General features: G+C 42.3%; 17 protein-coding genes and 1 pseudogene. 6 read left to right on the top strand and 12 right to left on the bottom strand.

The window, feature by feature from the left end; translation table 11 throughout:
• Positions 1 to 34: 34 nt before the first annotated feature.
• The 4 genes and pseudogenes from ACN6OV_RS10230 to ACN6OV_RS10245 all read right to left on the bottom strand — a co-directional run bounded on the left by ACN6OV_RS10230 (position 35) and on the right by ACN6OV_RS10245 (position 3520).
• Entirely contained in the window at positions 35 to 1264 is a 1230-nt protein-coding gene (locus ACN6OV_RS10230; RefSeq protein WP_427952632.1) for an MFS transporter, read from the bottom strand.
• A 275-nt stretch (positions 1265 to 1539) separates the two neighbouring features.
• Positions 1540 to 1782, bottom strand: a pseudogene (locus tag ACN6OV_RS10235) (hypothetical protein); the annotation flags it as partial.
• A gap of 209 nt (positions 1783 to 1991) precedes the next feature.
• Positions 1992 to 2363, bottom strand: a complete 372-nt coding sequence (locus ACN6OV_RS10240) for a hypothetical protein (protein ID WP_427952634.1) — start codon at positions 2361 to 2363, stop codon at positions 1992 to 1994.
• A gap of 89 nt (positions 2364 to 2452) precedes the next feature.
• On the bottom strand, positions 2453 to 3520 hold the full coding sequence (locus tag ACN6OV_RS10245; RefSeq protein ID WP_427952636.1) for an RNA-guided endonuclease InsQ/TnpB family protein: 1068 nt from the start codon (positions 3518 to 3520) through the stop codon (positions 2453 to 2455).
• A 24-nt stretch (positions 3521 to 3544) separates the two neighbouring features.
• On the opposite strand from ACN6OV_RS10245, the gene tnpA reads away from it, so the two are divergent.
• A complete protein-coding gene (gene tnpA / locus ACN6OV_RS10250; RefSeq protein WP_180039427.1) occupies positions 3545 to 3952 on the top strand; it encodes an IS200/IS605 family transposase in 408 nt (135 codons plus the stop codon).
• 171 nt (positions 3953 to 4123) lie between these two features.
• On the opposite strand, the gene ACN6OV_RS10255 is transcribed toward tnpA, so the two are convergent.
• Complete coding sequence (locus ACN6OV_RS10255; protein WP_180039425.1) at positions 4124 to 5533, bottom strand: FAD-binding oxidoreductase; 1410 nt, start codon at positions 5531 to 5533, stop codon at positions 4124 to 4126.
• Positions 5534 to 5903: 370 nt separating this feature from the next.
• Here ACN6OV_RS10255 and serA point away from each other — a divergent pair, with 370 nt between their 5' ends.
• The 3 genes from serA (at position 5904) to ACN6OV_RS10270 (ending at position 9185) form a co-directional block, all read left to right on the top strand.
• Positions 5904 to 7136, top strand: coding sequence for a phosphoglycerate dehydrogenase (gene serA, locus ACN6OV_RS10260; protein WP_374666336.1), 1233 nt, complete (start codon positions 5904 to 5906; stop codon positions 7134 to 7136).
• A gap of 109 nt (positions 7137 to 7245) precedes the next feature.
• Positions 7246 to 8115 carry an EamA family transporter gene (locus ACN6OV_RS10265; RefSeq protein WP_427952639.1) on the top strand — a complete coding sequence of 290 codons (870 nt, stop codon included), beginning with the start codon at positions 7246 to 7248 and terminating at the stop codon, positions 8113 to 8115.
• Between the two features lie 194 nt (positions 8116 to 8309).
• Positions 8310 to 9185: an EamA family transporter gene (locus ACN6OV_RS10270; RefSeq protein ID WP_427952641.1), complete on the top strand. Its 876-nt coding sequence runs from the start codon at positions 8310 to 8312 to the stop codon at positions 9183 to 9185.
• Between the two features lie 86 nt (positions 9186 to 9271).
• Here ACN6OV_RS10270 and ACN6OV_RS10275 read toward each other — a convergent pair whose 3' ends face one another.
• From ACN6OV_RS10275 to truB, 3 genes are all read right to left on the bottom strand, one after another.
• Positions 9272 to 9733: a hemerythrin domain-containing protein gene (locus ACN6OV_RS10275; RefSeq protein ID WP_427952643.1), complete on the bottom strand. Its 462-nt coding sequence runs from the start codon at positions 9731 to 9733 to the stop codon at positions 9272 to 9274.
• Between the two features lie 123 nt (positions 9734 to 9856).
• Positions 9857 to 10630: a sulfite exporter TauE/SafE family protein gene (locus tag ACN6OV_RS10280; protein WP_427952645.1), complete on the bottom strand. Its 774-nt coding sequence runs from the start codon at positions 10628 to 10630 to the stop codon at positions 9857 to 9859.
• Between the two features lie 26 nt (positions 10631 to 10656).
• Positions 10657 to 11565: a tRNA pseudouridine(55) synthase TruB gene (gene truB / locus ACN6OV_RS10285; protein ID WP_427952647.1), complete on the bottom strand. Its 909-nt coding sequence runs from the start codon at positions 11563 to 11565 to the stop codon at positions 10657 to 10659.
• Positions 11566 to 11714: 149 nt separating this feature from the next.
• On the opposite strand from truB, the gene ACN6OV_RS10290 reads away from it, so the two are divergent.
• Together ACN6OV_RS10290 and ACN6OV_RS10295 are read left to right on the top strand one after the other, a co-directional pair.
• Positions 11715 to 12743, top strand: a complete 1029-nt coding sequence (locus tag ACN6OV_RS10290) for a lipase secretion chaperone (RefSeq protein WP_427952649.1) — start codon at positions 11715 to 11717, stop codon at positions 12741 to 12743.
• 38 nt (positions 12744 to 12781) lie between these two features.
• The gene (locus tag ACN6OV_RS10295) at positions 12782 to 13762 is read left to right on the top strand and encodes an esterase/lipase family protein (RefSeq protein WP_427952651.1); all 981 of its coding nucleotides are present in this window, start codon (positions 12782 to 12784) and stop codon (positions 13760 to 13762) included.
• A 66-nt stretch (positions 13763 to 13828) separates the two neighbouring features.
• Here the strand turns inward: ACN6OV_RS10295 and rplS are convergent, their stop codons facing one another.
• The 4 genes from rplS to rpsP form a co-directional block, all read right to left on the bottom strand.
• Complete coding sequence (rplS, locus tag ACN6OV_RS10300) at positions 13829 to 14203, bottom strand: 50S ribosomal protein L19 (protein ID WP_427952653.1); 375 nt, start codon at positions 14201 to 14203, stop codon at positions 13829 to 13831.
• A 141-nt stretch (positions 14204 to 14344) separates the two neighbouring features.
• Positions 14345 to 15085: a tRNA (guanosine(37)-N1)-methyltransferase TrmD gene (gene trmD, locus ACN6OV_RS10305; protein ID WP_427952655.1), complete on the bottom strand. Its 741-nt coding sequence runs from the start codon at positions 15083 to 15085 to the stop codon at positions 14345 to 14347.
• 42 nt (positions 15086 to 15127) lie between these two features.
• Positions 15128 to 15676, bottom strand: a complete 549-nt coding sequence (rimM, locus tag ACN6OV_RS10310; protein WP_427952657.1) for a ribosome maturation factor RimM — start codon at positions 15674 to 15676, stop codon at positions 15128 to 15130.
• A 17-nt stretch (positions 15677 to 15693) separates the two neighbouring features.
• The gene (gene rpsP / locus ACN6OV_RS10315; protein ID WP_427952659.1) at positions 15694 to 15951 is read right to left on the bottom strand and encodes a 30S ribosomal protein S16; all 258 of its coding nucleotides are present in this window, start codon (positions 15949 to 15951) and stop codon (positions 15694 to 15696) included.
• Between the last annotated feature and the right edge of the window lie 135 nt (positions 15952 to 16086).

Genomic DNA, 16086 nt, shown 5'->3' on the forward strand with positions numbered 1-16086 from the left:
GGGAGATAATAGCGAACCACCGTTTAGCCTACTTTTAAAACTCACCCCTAGCTTTACGCTGCTGCATAATCTTTTTAACAAAAAACCGTGGGAAACTAAACCACAGTAAAATTAAGCCAACCCCGGTCAAGCTATACGCCCATAAGCCAAAGCCTTCATAAAGCACTCGCACCAACTCGATCACCGCAAAGAATGAAATCATCATTAAAACTGAAACAGCCGCTGCCACAGTCCCCTTCGATACCTCAGATGACATCAAGGCAAAACGGTATAATACGGAGAAACTAATGCCTTCACCAAAACTGACCAAAGTCATTCCTATAATCAGTAACGTTAAAAAATAAGTCGGTGTAAACATGCCAAGCACCACCAAGCCTGTTCCCAACAGCATCAACGGTAAACCAATCATGACCGATTGACCCAATGGCAATTTGTCGATAATTTTAATCAACACCAAGTTCCCAATAATCAAACCGCCCAATACAGGGAATTGTGCCAAACCATATTGCATGCTACTGAGTCCGAATTCCTCCACCAAGATCACTGGTGACAGTGCAATCCAGAGCATCAATGGCATTGCCACCATCGGCAGTCCAAAAGTCAGGGCCAAAAAGCGTTTATTTTTCAATACCTGTTTAAAGTCATCAAAAATATAACCAATCGGCTGTTTCGGAATACTGATCTGCTGCGTCGGCATTTTGGCTTTTAAACCAAACCCACTGAGAAAGGACAGAAAAGCAATGCCAATAAAGCCCCAATGCCATGACACATGATCAATCATAAAGGCACCAAGTACCGGCCCCATTAAGGGTGCAAGTAAGGAAATATTGGCCATCAATGCCATGACTTTAATGGCGTCACGCTCTTCAAAAGTTTCCTGAATGGCAGCATAGCCCACAGCAGAAATTACGGATAATCCAAAGCCTTGTAAAAAGCGCAGGGTTAAAAAGCTTTCAATAGTGTCGGTCAGTAAAATCGCCAAACAACACAGTGTGAAAAAAACCACACCACCGAGCAGTACGACTTTACGGCCGAGGCGGTCAGACAAAGGCCCTAAAATAGCCGCGACACACGCGCCACCAAGTAAATAAAACGACATGGAAGAAGGTGCCCACGCACTACTTACCCCAAATTCTTGGGTAATGGCAAGCATTGCTGGCTGGACTAAATCGTTACCGATATAGACTGAAAATTCAAATAACACCAATGCCAAAGGAAACATCAACGTGGCACGGCTTAACTTTGCAGTATGTACGTTTTGCATTGTTATCTACATATAAAAATGTGTCGGGATTAGGCAGGGTCTATATTCGTGGAGAGACGCGTCAGCCCAATGACAAACACTAAAAAATATTAAAATATAAAATTTGGAGAGTGCAGGAAATTTGCAAGGTTTGCGCCATATTCACAAGACGCCAATAAGAAATTCATCAGAACTTAAACAGCAGATCGTACCAAGTAAGTCCATCTAGTTTAGCAGCGTTTTCTATGGCTGTATGTTTATTTTTTTTGGCTAGTGCACACAGAAAACGATTCTGCTTCAAATCCACGATGTGGGTGTTCAAGCACCCCTTTTTTCAGTTGGGTTGGTTTCAGAAACCTAATCCCTAAATGGTCGAGCAATAAAAAAGGCGACACGGTATTGCCCAATTCATAATGGGAAAATACGGAGGTGACAGGGGCAAAATCCCCCACAGGTGAACCTGAGTCATTAACGTGGATGAAAATTAAGATACACGGAAACTCATCCGCAATTGTCCGAGTCAGGACACTCTTCAACATTTACACTTTCTACGACCAACTCAATAGAAGATGGTATTTAACGAGTTCTGCGGTAAGGAGGTTGCTCCGCAAGTTGGTTTCCTTACGAAGCACACGTCTCATTTTACCGAAACAAAAGTAGATACCAGCTCCAATCATCGAATTTTAAATGAAAGGACCTCGCCATCCTGAATATTTTATAAAAAATTTAGACCGTATCTTTTTACAGTTTAAGGACACTTCGTCGCTTGGAAAGTCTTGGTATTTTTACCACGTTGGCACTGATATTCCTTCTGCGTATTTACGCAATTCCACTCCCCATCCACCAATCTAAAACTATAAATGGTACGAATCGATTTCACTGAATCATCCATCAAACCCGTTTCAGTCACTTTCACCTGTCCTGCATTTGGTGATTCCACACGGTTAAAGTACTGACGAATTTCCACAGTCGATAGCTCTTTACGCAAATCGGGACGTTCTTTTAACACCTGATCGAGTGGTGTAGCAGAAGAACCCACTTTAGACACAATTTTCTGCGTTGTCGCACAACCCGCTAACATCCCCACACACAATGCAGAAACAACCATTAAACGATTCATAAGCCCAACTCAAAATTATGATTTACCACATTATCATGCAGATTTTTTACAGAAAACACTATTTAAGCAATTTGACATCCTCACCTCCCTTAAACGGAGGTGATTCCTACAGCTAGACGCTTATGCCCAAGCGCAAGAATGTTCTTTGCAGCATTAATGTCCCGATCATTTAGACTGAGACATTTTTTATTACTGCACTGCCATTCTCTTATTCGCAAATCTATCCTACCTGTCGGACTACTTGCGGTGATCTCACCGCAGCACGAACAGATTTGGGAGGTGAAACTTTCATTGACTTCCTCAAACAATACGCCTGCGTTCTCGCATTTATACTTGAGCATTGTTTTTAGTGCCGAAAATCCTGTGTCTAAAACAGATTTCGCCATTTTAGTTTTTACGAGTCTCTTAGCACTGAGATCACCAACAACAATCAATGCATTTTCCTTAACAAGCATGCTGCTTGCCTTATGCAAATGGTCTTTACGACTATTTGCAATTTTTGCATGTAATGCACGTACACGCTTCTTGTTGTTTGCTCGTTGAGCAATTCCTAGTTTCTGTTCATATTTTCTATAGAATTTAGGATTTGAAATCACGGTACCATCTGAACAGGTTGCAACGTCCTTTAAGCCTAGATCAATGCCTATGGCTTTGGTGGCTGTCGGTTTTTCTTGTTTCAGTGAATCCACTACAAGGCACACATACCAACGACCACGACTATCTTCAACAAATGAGCCTGTTTTAATACAGTATTTACTTAAGCCATAGCTATCCCATAGCTTAAATTGTTGTTTGCCATATTGAACATATCCATCAGCGTATTTGATCGCTACTTTCTTAAACGGTATCCATCCAAGTGATCTTCTTGCTGATTTCTTATTGCTGACACGCCATTTAAGCTTGGCTTTTTTAAACTGCTTTCTTCGGGTAACGAGTTCAGCAGAAATCGCCTGAATGGTTTGGCTGTGTAATCCACACTCTTTAGATGCGCCTTTGGTGTACTTATCAATGTCATAGGATGAAAGAAATTCACCCTTTCTCTTTAAATGTTTAAACCCTAAATCATTCACATAATTCCAAACAAAGTTCACCTCAGATGCCAATTGGTCTAGCACCTTGCAATGTTTGTCTTTTATGCGTAATTTAAGTGTTTTCATGCTTTATATTTTAATTGGTCTATCATGGTAAATCAAGAAATAAGATCAGGTCGCCACTGTGTTTTTAATATGCACGTTCACTTGGTATTTGTGACTAAATATAGAAAAGACGTTTTTACAAAATCAATGCTTGATTCAATGAAAAGGATGTTTAAAAAAGTCTGTTTGGACTTTGAAGCTGAATTAACCGAATTTAATGGCGAAGACGATCACGTTCACTTATTAATCAATTATCCACCCAAAGTTGCTGTTTCAAATTTAGTGAATAGCTTAAAGGGTGTTTCAAGTCGCCACTTAAGGAAAGAATTTCCTGAAATTAAAAGCAAATTATGGGGTGGCTCTTTATGGTCGCCAAGTTACTTTGCTTCAAGTTGTGGTGGTGCGCCATTGGAGATTATTAAGCAATATATTAAACAACAATCATCACATTAACACCTAACGGTGGTCGCTTATATCCCCAACATGAACGATGGGGGGGCTTTTCGCTCCATTTGGTAAATCAACATGACAAAATAGATGTATATTAAGCTGTTTAAAAAATCGGAGTTAAAATAAGGCATAAAAAAACGCATCCGAAGATGCGTTCTAGTACGTCTTTAAAAATTAAAGATCGAATAATTTACCCGGGTTCATAATCGCATTTGGATCGAATACTTTTTTCAAAGCTTTCATATATTCGATTTCTTCTGCTGAACGGGTGTAGTCAAGGTAAGGCTTTTTGGTCATGCCTACACCGTGTTCTGCCGAAATTGAACCGTCATATTTTTTCACAGTTTCAAATACATATTTGTTCACGACTTGGCATTTTGCAAAGAATTCATCTTTAGACAAATCCGCAGGTTTCAAAATATTTAAGTGCAAGTTACCGTCACCAATATGACCGAACCAGCAAATTTCAAAGTCTGGGTAGTTCTCTGCCACAATTGCATCAATTTCTTTAATAAATGCAGGTACATGCGTAATCAGTACTGAAATATCATTTTTGTATGGGGTAAATGGTGCAATCGACTCTGAAATGTCTTCACGTAAACGCCATAAGCTATGTACTTGGTCTAGGCTTTGGCTCATCACGCCATCCAGTACCCAACCTTGTTCCATGCAATGTTCAAAGATTTCCATTGCCGCGTCCATAATCGGTTCAAATGGTGCTTCAAACTCAAGTAATACATAGAACGGACATGGCGTTTCAAACGGACGTTGAACATGACCATTGTCCAATACTTTTTGCATTGCAAGTTCACCAAAGAACTCAAATGCAGTCAGGTCGATTTTCTTTTGGAAAGCATGCAATACCGGCATGATTGCATCAAAATCAGGTACACCCAGAACCAATACTTGTAGATCGTGTGGTTGACGTTCGAGCTTAATTTCAGCTTCAGTTACTAAACCTAAAGTGCCTTCACCACCAATAAATAAGTGTTGTAGCGCATAACCTGTCGCGTTTTTGATCATGCCTTTGTTCAAACGCAGGATGTCACCTTTACCAGTCACTACAGTCATACCCAACACCCAGTTACGAGTCATACCGTATTTGATGACTTTAATACCACCGGCATTGGTCCCGATGTTGCCACCAATTTGTGATGAACCTGAAGATGCAAAATCTACTGGGTAGTACATGCCCTGTTCTTCAGCATAGTTTTGCAGTTGTTCAGTTACCACACCTGCTTGTACACGAACCATACGGTCAGCGGGGAAGAATTCCAAAATTTGGTTCATCTTGTCCATGCTCACCACGATTTCACCGTTGGCTGCTACCGCACCCGCAGATAAACCGGTACGACCGCCACTTGGGGTAATCGCTACATTAAATTGGTTTGCGAGTTTGACAATTTGTTGAACTTGTTCAGTGCTTGACGGGAAAACAACGACCGACGGGTTTGGATCGAAGTGCTTAGTATGGTCACGACCCCAATTTTGGAGACTATCCGCATCGGTTTTAATTCGGCTTTCGCCAACAATAGCGGTCAATTGGGTCAATAACTCTGGGGTTAAAGCGACTGGAGCATTCATCGTTTTCAGACCTTGCAAGAAGTAAACAAGTTTTTTTAAAGGTCCAGATCATCTTCAGTTAAAACTGCGGCAATGCATATTTTAAGAAGAAGCCTGAAACTGGGGGCATTCAATCAGTAGCGGAATCGTACTGATTAGCTTGAGTCGCATTATTATAAGCTATAACTGGCTTTTTTTGACAAAACCGATAGAAAAAGCTGTTTTTGCAATGTTTTGTTGAATATTACAAGGTTAATTCGACCATTTTCGACCTGTTCTGACACATCATTTTCCAAAATAGCAACGTCTTGGGTCATAAAGGAAATGTATATCGGCCAATTTCCTATGCTATTATATGCGCACTAAATTTGGCCTTTGTAGCGGAGCCGTAATGAGCCAACATCTTTCTCTACCTAAAGATAAAATTCGTTTCTTGTTGTTAGAAGGCGTTCATCAAAACGCAATCGACACTCTAAATGCTGCCGGATACACCAACATCGATTATCGTAAAACTGCGCTTGAGGGTGAAGCGTTGAAAGAAGCGATTAAAGATGCACACTTCGTTGGTATTCGTTCGCGTACTCAATTAACTGAAGAAGTTTTTGAAGCTGCGAACAAACTCATCGCTGTGGGTTGTTTCTGTATCGGTACAAACCAAGTGAACTTAAATGCTGCCATGATTCGCGGTATTCCTGTATTTAACGCACCATACTCAAATACACGTTCAGTGGCTGAACTTGTACTTGCTGAAGCGATTTTATTACTTCGTGGTGTACCTGCAAAATCTGCTTCAACTCACCGTGGCGGTTGGAACAAATCTGCAGTCGGTTCATTTGAAACTCGTGGTAAAACTTTAGGTATTGTTGGTTACGGTTCGATTGGCTCGCAACTTTCTGTACTTGCTGAAAGCTTAGGTATGCACGTGATTTACTACGATGCCGTGACTAAACTTCCAATGGGTAATGCACGTCAAGTTGGTTCTATGGGTGAACTCCTTGCCAATGCTGATGTGGTTTCTCTGCATGTTCCTGACGTTCCATCTACACGTAACTTCTTCGGTAAAGAGCAATTCGCTCAAATGAAAGAAGGTTCAATCTTCATCAATGCTGCACGTGGTACATGTGTACTTATTGAAGATCTTGCAGATGCGATCAAATCGGGGCACATTGCAGGCGCTGCGGTTGACGTATTCCCGAAAGAACCGAAAGCAAACGGTGAAGAATTCGTTTCTCCACTACGTGGCCTAGACAACGTGATTTTAACGCCTCACGTCGGCGGTTCAACAATGGAAGCTCAAGCGAACATCGGTCTAGAAGTTGCTGAAAAATTCGTAGCTTACTCTGATAAAGGCATGACTTTATCTGCTGTGAACTTCCCAGAAATCGCGTTGCCGTTGACTGAAGGTAAACACCGTTTACTTCACATCCACAAAAACGTGCCGGGCGTTCTATCAAAAATCAACAACTTGTTTGCTGAGCACGGCATCAACATCTCTGGTCAATCATTAATGACTAAAGGTGATGTGGGGTACTTGGTAATGGATGTAGACGCAACTGCATCTAAAGAAGCACTCGATACACTTCACGAAGTTGAAGGTACGATCCGCGTTCGCGTATTATTCTAATTCAATAAAACCTTGAAGCCACAGCCCTCGGGTTGTGGTTTTTTATTGTAGATCGTTTTTAAAATCTGGCTTTTGCCTATCTCCCGCTCTTTGAACGATCAAATTTAGTATGCCAAATTTTAAAATCGCCCCTGCTGCTCAAGCACCGCTAATCTTGCTCATTGCCATGATCAGCGTGCAAAGCAGTGGCTCTTTTGCCAAATATCTTTTCGGTCAATTTCCAATTCTGACCGTCTCTGCCATGCGTTTATTGCTTGGTGCTTTGATCTTGGCTTGCATCTTTAAAATTTGGCAAATCAATTTCCGACAGATCAAATGGCCCGCTATTCTCAGCTATGGCATTGCCCTTGCCGGAATGAATATGTTGTTCTATTTGTCGATTGGTCGTCTTCCGCTCGGCATTGCCGTGTCTTTTGAATTTATTGGACCTTTAAGTGTTGCCCTATTTGCTGCACGCCGAAAATTCGACTTTGTTTGGGTTGGCCTCGCCATTTTGGGTCTGATTTTACTGTTTCCGTTTGACCAAGCAGCACAGCAACTTGATCCAATCGGAATTTTATTTGCCCTCGGTGCCGGTGCCTGTTGGGCGCTGTATATTGTAGCCGGTCAAAAACCCTCAGGTATATCCGGTAATCATACCGTTTGCTTAGGCATGTTGGTCGGTACGTTGGTCTTGATGCCAATCGCACTCTTTGCAGGGATTCCGGCACATACCTTTGAACCCATGAGTCTATTGTATTTTGTCGCATTAGCAGTACTCGCTAGCGCACTACCCTTCACTTTAGAAATGATTGCCTTACGCAATTTAACGGCGCTCAGCTTTGGGACACTGATGAGCTTAGAACCTGCCATTGCCGCATTATCAGGCTTTATCTTTCTACATGAACAATTATTATGGACACAGTGGTTAGCACTTGCGGTGATTATTACCGCCTCTATGGGCTGCACCTACACCACCAAAAAAGCCAAAACACTTTAAATTCAAAACTGCTTCTACACTTTGAATTTAAATTTCAGCTATAAAAATAATGCACTACGCACACTCCACATTTTTAAATTCAAAGTGCTAAATTCAACTTTAGCATCGTAAAGATCGGTGAAATTTCAACATTAAACGCTATACTATGTGCATTCAAAAATAGGGCACAAACTGCCCCACCACCTGTGTGCCTCATGCCAAATTCACAACTTCTTGCTGTCATGTTCATGGTGCTGTCCATGATCTCCTATCAGATCAGTGCCTCCTTCGCCAAACAATTATTTTTGGTGCTTGACCCACTGACCGTGACCATTTTAAGACTGTGTTTTGCCGCCATCATCATTTGTTTGATGTTCCGCTCATGGCACATTTTAAAACGGCTGTCTTTTTTAAAGTGGCGTGATTTACTCTGTTATAGCGCCGCACTGTGCCTGATGAACGTGCTGTTTTATATGTCACTCGGCAAACTGCCACAAGGGATTGCTGTCGGTCTGGAATTTATTGGCCCACTCGGCTTGGCCTTACTTTCGATTAAAAACCGTAGCGACTACATTTGGGTTTTGTTGGCAATTTTGGGCATTGTCTTGATGGTGCCTTGGGGACAGGCACAGGGCGACAACTTCTCCATTATTGGTGCAGCTTTTGCCTTAGGTGCAGGACTGTGTTGGGCTTTTTATATTTATTTTGGCCAAAAAGTGGTGCATCAAAATATTGGCATGCATGCCTTAACCATCGCCATCACCTTATCCGCGCTGACCTTATTACCCATCGGGTTATACAATAATGCGGCGGCTTTATTGGACACGCAATATTGGCCCAAAGCCTTGGTCATCGCAATTTTAGCCACCGCGATTCCCTATGCACTGGATTTAAAAGCCTTGAAAATACTCAGCAAACTTAGCTATGGAACACTGTCGAGCCTCTCGCCTGCACTCGCCGCAATTACCGGCATGCTGCTGCTCGGTGAAAGTATTGGTGCGTGGCAATGGGCAGCCTTAGTCTGCATTATGCTTGCATCGGTTGGTGTGACTTTACGATCTGCCAAACCAACGACAGAAACCGTAAATTAAAAACAGTACATAAAAACAACCTATAAAATAGGTTCATAAAAAAAGATGGCAATGCCGTCTTTTTTTATTTTAGATCATCGATCTAATTAACCTGTCAGGCTATCTTTATCGGCTTTTTTATATTTTTTATATTCGGCTAAATACTGAATCGCGAGCGTTTCCTTTTGCTCTCCATCTAAAATTTTACCCGCTTGTTGAAAGAAGCCATGTTCTTCTTCCTTTAAATGATGATGCACAATTTCCGATAATTTTTTCGCAATGATCAACCAGCTAGGGTGACTCAATTCCATTTCAGTCAGTTGCTCCAATAACTCATCCATTTGATGATGTTCAGACAACGCATGACGGGTAATATTTAATCCCGAATCGGTCATCATCAGCGGAATATAAAAATAGCGATCTTCGCCGACAGCATGGGCGAACAATTCATTTTTTAGACGCTCAAATAAGTCGCGACGTTCAGGTGTATCGCCTGAAGTTTGAATCAGCTGTGCTGCAAGTGCTCTTTGTTGTTCATGACTTTGGCGTAAAGCTTCGAAAATATTCATATAGATGCGGCCCTCGAATGCTTAGCAATAGGTTCAATATTTATTATTTAGCAACTTAAAATGCGTATTTTTTATACTAAACATATCAGCTACAGAAAACAGCCGAGCTCTGTTAAGTTTTGTTCAAGCTTGTCCTGTAAAAGTTTGATAGCCCAAACGGATGATCAAAATACTGACCAAAAGCAAAAATAGAATACGGATAAACCCACTACCATATTTGATTGCGGCACGCACCCCCACCAGTGAACCGCAAACATTGGCCACCGCCATCATTGCACCCATGGTGAATAACACATGGCCTGTCGGTGCAAAAAAACTTAATGCCGCAAGATTCGTTGTGAGATTGGCCACCTTGGACAATGCGGAGGCATGCAAAAAATCCGCTTGTAAATAGCGAATGAAAAAGAAAATAAAGAAGCTGCCGGTGCCCGGCCCAAAGATCCCATCATAGAAACCAATCACCAAACTGCCCACTGCGGCCAAAATCAAGATTTTCGGCGTAAGTTCCTGACGCACATGTACCTGACCAAATTGTTTTTTGGCAAAAGTATAAATTGCAATGACGATCAACATCACCAAAACAAAGGGACGCAGCACTTCCTTCGGAATCATCGACACACAGGCCGCCCCCGCGAAGGAGCTGATAAAGGCACAACTGGCAATTACAGCCAGCAATTTCCAGCGTAGTTGGACCTTTTTCAAAAATGAAATTGCGGCCGATGCTGTACCACAGATTGACGCCAGTTTATTGGTACCAAAAACCGTCGCCGGTGACAACTGTGGCATGGCATTCATAATGGCTGGAATTTGAATTAATCCCCCACCTCCAACTGCTGCATCAATTGCACCAGCAAAAAATGCAAAAAACAGGAGGCTTAAGATGATTTCAATTTCCATGGTTTGGCTTCTATCAGCAATAATTACTATTCAAGATTTAATACACGTTTTGGCACTAAACGTTTACGCTCGGTAATTTCCGCAAGGCCCAAACAACGCTCCCCATCAAACACCAAAACCTGTGCTTCCGCAGCATGCTCAATATTGCTTTCCATGCCACGACTAAAATACTCAGCACGACCTTCAGGCGCTTGAACTTTAGTAAAATGATCGACAGGTGAATACACTGGCAGCAGCAATGCTTCACGTTCAGCTTCGGTCAGACTCTCCAGATATTCAATGGTATAGCTTGGATTCAGATCAAAATGCCCCGTTTGAATACGGTGTAGATAAATTAAATGTCCGTAAGTCCCCAATGCTTTAGCAATATCTTCCCCTAAAACACGGATATAAGTGCCCTTCGAACAGGTAATGTCGAGTGTAATACTATTCTCATCAAATGATAATAAATCGATGGCATATAGGCTAATTGGGCGTGCTTCTCGCTCAATCTCTATCCCTTTACGTGCCAATTCATATAGGGGACGGCCTTCTTTTTTCAATGCCGAATACATCGGTGGAATTTGCTGAATATCACCAACAAATTGATCCAACACACTACGAATTTTCTCTTCGGTCAATACAGGAACCGCTTGCTCTAACAACACGTCGCCTTCGACATCGCCTGTCGTGGTGCTATGCCCTAAAAAAACCGTGGTTTGGTAACGCTTAGTCGAATCCAATAAGAAATGGGAAAACTTGGTCGCTTCACCTAAACAAATCGGCAATAGACCTGATGCCAGCGGATCGAGTGCACCGGTATGGCCTGCTTTTTGTGCTCTAAATAACCAGCGCACCTTTTGTAATGCGGCATTAGAACTAATTCCCAGTGGTTTGTTTAAAAGAAAAACACCATGTACGGGACGACGCTGAATTTTAGGAGAAGCTTTTTTCATGAAAAAATCGGGCTAGAAAAGTACCATGCAATGGTAGCAATCTAAGCGAATTATTTACAACTCTTCTATATTGTTATCATGCTTTTCTGTCATATTGAGTTCACATTAAGAACTCAAAAAACAATTAAAACGAAAAGGTGCATTGGGATATGCAAAAAAATAAACTCTGGCTTATGTTGGCCATGGTCATACTTATTGCTGTGGCTTTTATTTATTGGCTTTATCCTCAAGCTTCTCAAAATGACTACACTTCAAATCCGGCACAACAACAGACTGCAATGGCCGCTTCTGGGGAAACGCCCACCTTAGAAAATACGGCTCATTCACCTTTAATCAGTCCAAGCCAACACGATACCGAAGTTAACTGTCAAATCAGTCTGGATGACGCTAACCGACTAATTGTGAATGAAAACACGCGTAATTGCTTTGAGTATTTCATCACGCAATATGGTGAAAAGCCGATTGAGCAAATTAAACAAGATTTTAAAACCTATATTGCTCAAGACCATAAAGAACCTGCCCTATCACAAATTTATGCGCTGTGGGATCGCTACATGCAATATCGTGAGCGTTTAGGTGATGTGCAGCCACCAAATGAAGAGAAACAATCACCACAATATTACCGTGCAATTTATAACAGCATGCAAAACCTGCGTCAGCAGTTCTTCTCTGACTATGAAATTGAAGGTTTATTTGGCAAGGAAAATAGCTACCACGAATACACCTTAAAACGTATAGAAGTGGTCAACGACAAAAAACTCTCTGAAGTTGAAAAAGCTAAAAAATTCAAAGCATTATTTGATGAACTGCCTGAAGATTGGAAAGCAAATTTAGAACAAATCAATCAATTGGATGACCTGCGCAAACTGACTACTGACATTAAAGCCCGTGGCGGTTCAGCAGCAGAAATCCGTCAAATGCGTTTAAATTTGGTGGGAGCTGAGGCGACACAACGCCTTGAACACCTCGATGGTCAACGCCGTGAATGGAAGGGCAACGTCAATCAATATCTGAGCGAACGTGATTCGATCATACAAAGCAATCTGAGTGACAGTGCTAAACAACAAGCCATTCAACAACTGCGGAATCAACATTTTAAATCTCAACAAGATCAATTGCGCTTAAGCACTTTTGAAACCGTCCATGATCAGGGTGGAAAGCTTCCATTTTCCGAATAACTTGATCATGAATTACGCCATCATTTCAGGATGAAATTATGCAAAACAAAAAGAAAATTGCCTGTACAGCCCTACTGCTCTGTTCAACAAGGCTCGCCATATCGACGACTCAAGCGGCTGAAGGCTTACAGCATGTGACAGCGAATACCAGCACTACCTACGCCAAAACCCAATATCCCATTGTATTTATGCATGGTATGTTTGGCTTTACCCGCATTGGTTTTGACAGCTTTGGCATGGACTATTTCTATCAAATTCTGCCAGACTTAGCACGAAATGGTGCCAATACCTTTGCCGCACAAGTGTCACCGCTTGAGTCGACCGAGGTCCGTGGTGAACAACTGCTGGCACAAGTGGAAGAGGTACTGGCCTTAACCGGTCAATCCAAAGTGAATTTAATTGGTCATTCCCATGGCGGTCCAACCACGCGTTATATTGCCGCGGTCAAACCAGAATATGTCGCATCAGTGACGGGCGTTGCTGGAACATTCCGTGGTTCATTGGTGGCCGATAAAATTCAGGCCCATCAAGGGCTGAATTCCATCTTTGGTGTCCTCGGCGACAAACTTCTGGCGCCTATTATTACTTGGGCAGAAGGGAATTCCAGCCTACCCAACAGTATAGATACCTCATTAAGCTCGATCAGTGAAACAGGTGCTGCTGTCTTCAATGCCAAGTTCCCCACCACTGCCTTAGCTTCGGACTGTAATCAGTCGGGATCGAAAGTCGATAAGGGCATCCATTACTATTCTTGGACAGGGACCGCTCAAACCACCAATGTACTGGATGTGTTGGATACCGTAATTAGCCAACTCGGTCCATTGGCTTATGGCAACAAAGACAATGATGGTTTAGTCGGACGCTGTAGCACCCATTTAGGTCAGGTCATTCGCGATGACTATAACCATAATCATCTGGATGAAGTGAATATGGTCTTTGGCTTACGTAGTGTGTTTTCACCCGACCCGGTTGCCTTGTACCGTCAACATGCCAACCGTTTAAAATTACAAGGCTTATAAAGCTTAAAATCTAGACATAAAAAATGCGCCAAAAGGCGCATTTTTTCACTCAAGTTAAACTTAAAATTAAGCTTTAACTTTACGAGCAGGTAACTTTTCACGAATACGTGCAGCTTTACCAGACAATTCACGTAGGTAGTAAAGTTTAGCACGACGAACGTCACCACGACGTTTCACTTCGATACCAGCAACGATTGGTGAGTGAGTTTGGAATACACGCTCAACACCAAAACCGCTAGAAATTTTACGTACTGTGAACGCTGAGTTCAAACCACGGTTTTTCTTCGCAATTACAACGCCTTCAAATGCCTGTAAACGCTCACGCTCGCCTTCTTTTACTTTTACTTGAACAACTACTGTGTCACCAGGAGCAAAAGCAGGAATGTCTTGTTTCAACTGTGCATTTTCAACAGCTTGTACTAAAGGATGTTTACCGCTCATGGGGTATCTCCAATTATGCGAGTTAGAAGAGGTCTAATCATCGCTGGGGCTAGAGGCTAAAGCGCATAGACCCGATTGACTTTCCCTTTATGCTTGACCGCTTCAATGCATAAAGAGCCTAATATAAGATTTAAAAAAAATTTAAACCTTGGAATCTTTTAGCCATTTCTTTTGCTGCTTGGTCAATTCAACTTTTTCCACCAACTCAGGTCGGCGTTCTAACGTGCGTTGATAACGCTGCAAAAACCGCCATTTTTCAATATTGGCATGATGTCCTGATTTTAAGACTTCAGGGACATCCAAACCTTCAAAATGGTCTGGCTTGGTATATTGTGGGCAATCTAAAAGACCATCCACAAATGAGTCTTGCACGTGTGATTGCTCATCAGACATTGCACCCGGAAGCCTCCGAATCACACTATCCAATAAAACCATCGCTGGGAGTTCACCACCAGATAAAACGTAATCTCCTATTGACCATTCCTGATCAACATATTGTTGGATCAAACGCTCATCCACCCCTTCGTAACGCCCACACAATACAATCAATCCGTCATATTCAACAAACTGTTGTACTGCCGGTTCATTTAAGGTTTTGCCCTGTGGTGACATATACACCACAGGCACATGAACTGCACCCGCTTGCACTGCAAGCTCTTTGGCACGTTGAATTGCTTTTGCCAGAGGCTCAGCCATCATCACCATGCCTGGGCCACCACCAAATGGACGTTCATCCACTCTTTTGTAGTTACCCTCAGCAAATTCGCGTGGATTAATGCAATGGACATGCACTAAATCACGTTTTGCTGCGCGCCCGCTAATACCAAAGCTCGTAATCGCTTCAAACATTTCAGGAAAAAGCGTAATGACTGCAAAAAACATCGCAGACTCCTCTATTTTCCTGCTGCGTCAATCCTAGAAGGATTAATAATCTACGCCCCAATTTACGTAGATACGACCAGCTTCGAGATCAACACGCTGTACCACATCTTTATGCCATGGAATCATTCGCTCTTCGCTATCGACACTGTCGGCAGTGGCACGAACCACCATCACGTCGTTAGCACCTGTTTCAAACAGTTCATGGATTTGACCGAGATTAACTTCTTGCTCATCTTCTCCAAGACCTAACACGGTTAAGCCCTTTAAATCTGACCAGTAATACTCGTCCACGCCCGCTTGAGGCAGTTGCGATTTTGAAATCCAGATATTTGCACCAACTAAGTTATCTGCTGCGGTACGATCAATCACACCTTTTAGCGAAACAACCAAGCCTTTGCCATGCGGTTTCCAACGTTTTACATCTATAATTTGCCAACCTGCTTTGGTCTCAATGTACCAAGGGAGGTAGTCAAATATATTGCTCATGGGTTCTGTATTGGAATAGACCCAGAGCCACCCATTTAATCCATATGCTGAACGTAGCTGTCCAATCTGAATACGATCTTCGGGAACATTCTGTGTTGGTGTCATGGGTAACCTACTACGAATTAAGCAGCAGCTGCAGCTTTCTTAGCTTCAGCAGCTAAAGAAGCAACACGTTCAGAAGGTTGAGCACCGTGAGAAACCCAGTGAGCGAAACGATCAGCGTCTAAACGAAGTTTTTCTGCTTTACCTTGAGCTGTAGGGTTGAAGAAACCAATACGTTCGATGAAACGACCATCACGTGCATTACGGCTATCAGTCACAATGATTTGATAGAACGGACGTTTTTTAGCACCACCGCGTGCAAGACGAATAACAACCATGATAGAACCTTATAGTTTTTACGGATTATCCCTGTACCGACCATCGATACATTTCAAACCCCTTTCATAGAGGGCAATATTTTACGTTAAATTCATTCAAAGGGAAAGATTAATATTTACTTATCCGCAGCTTTG

Origin of the sequence: Acinetobacter sp. (assembly GCF_050285345.1) — a bacterium.
Classification (GTDB): Bacteria; Pseudomonadota; Gammaproteobacteria; order Pseudomonadales; family Moraxellaceae; genus Acinetobacter.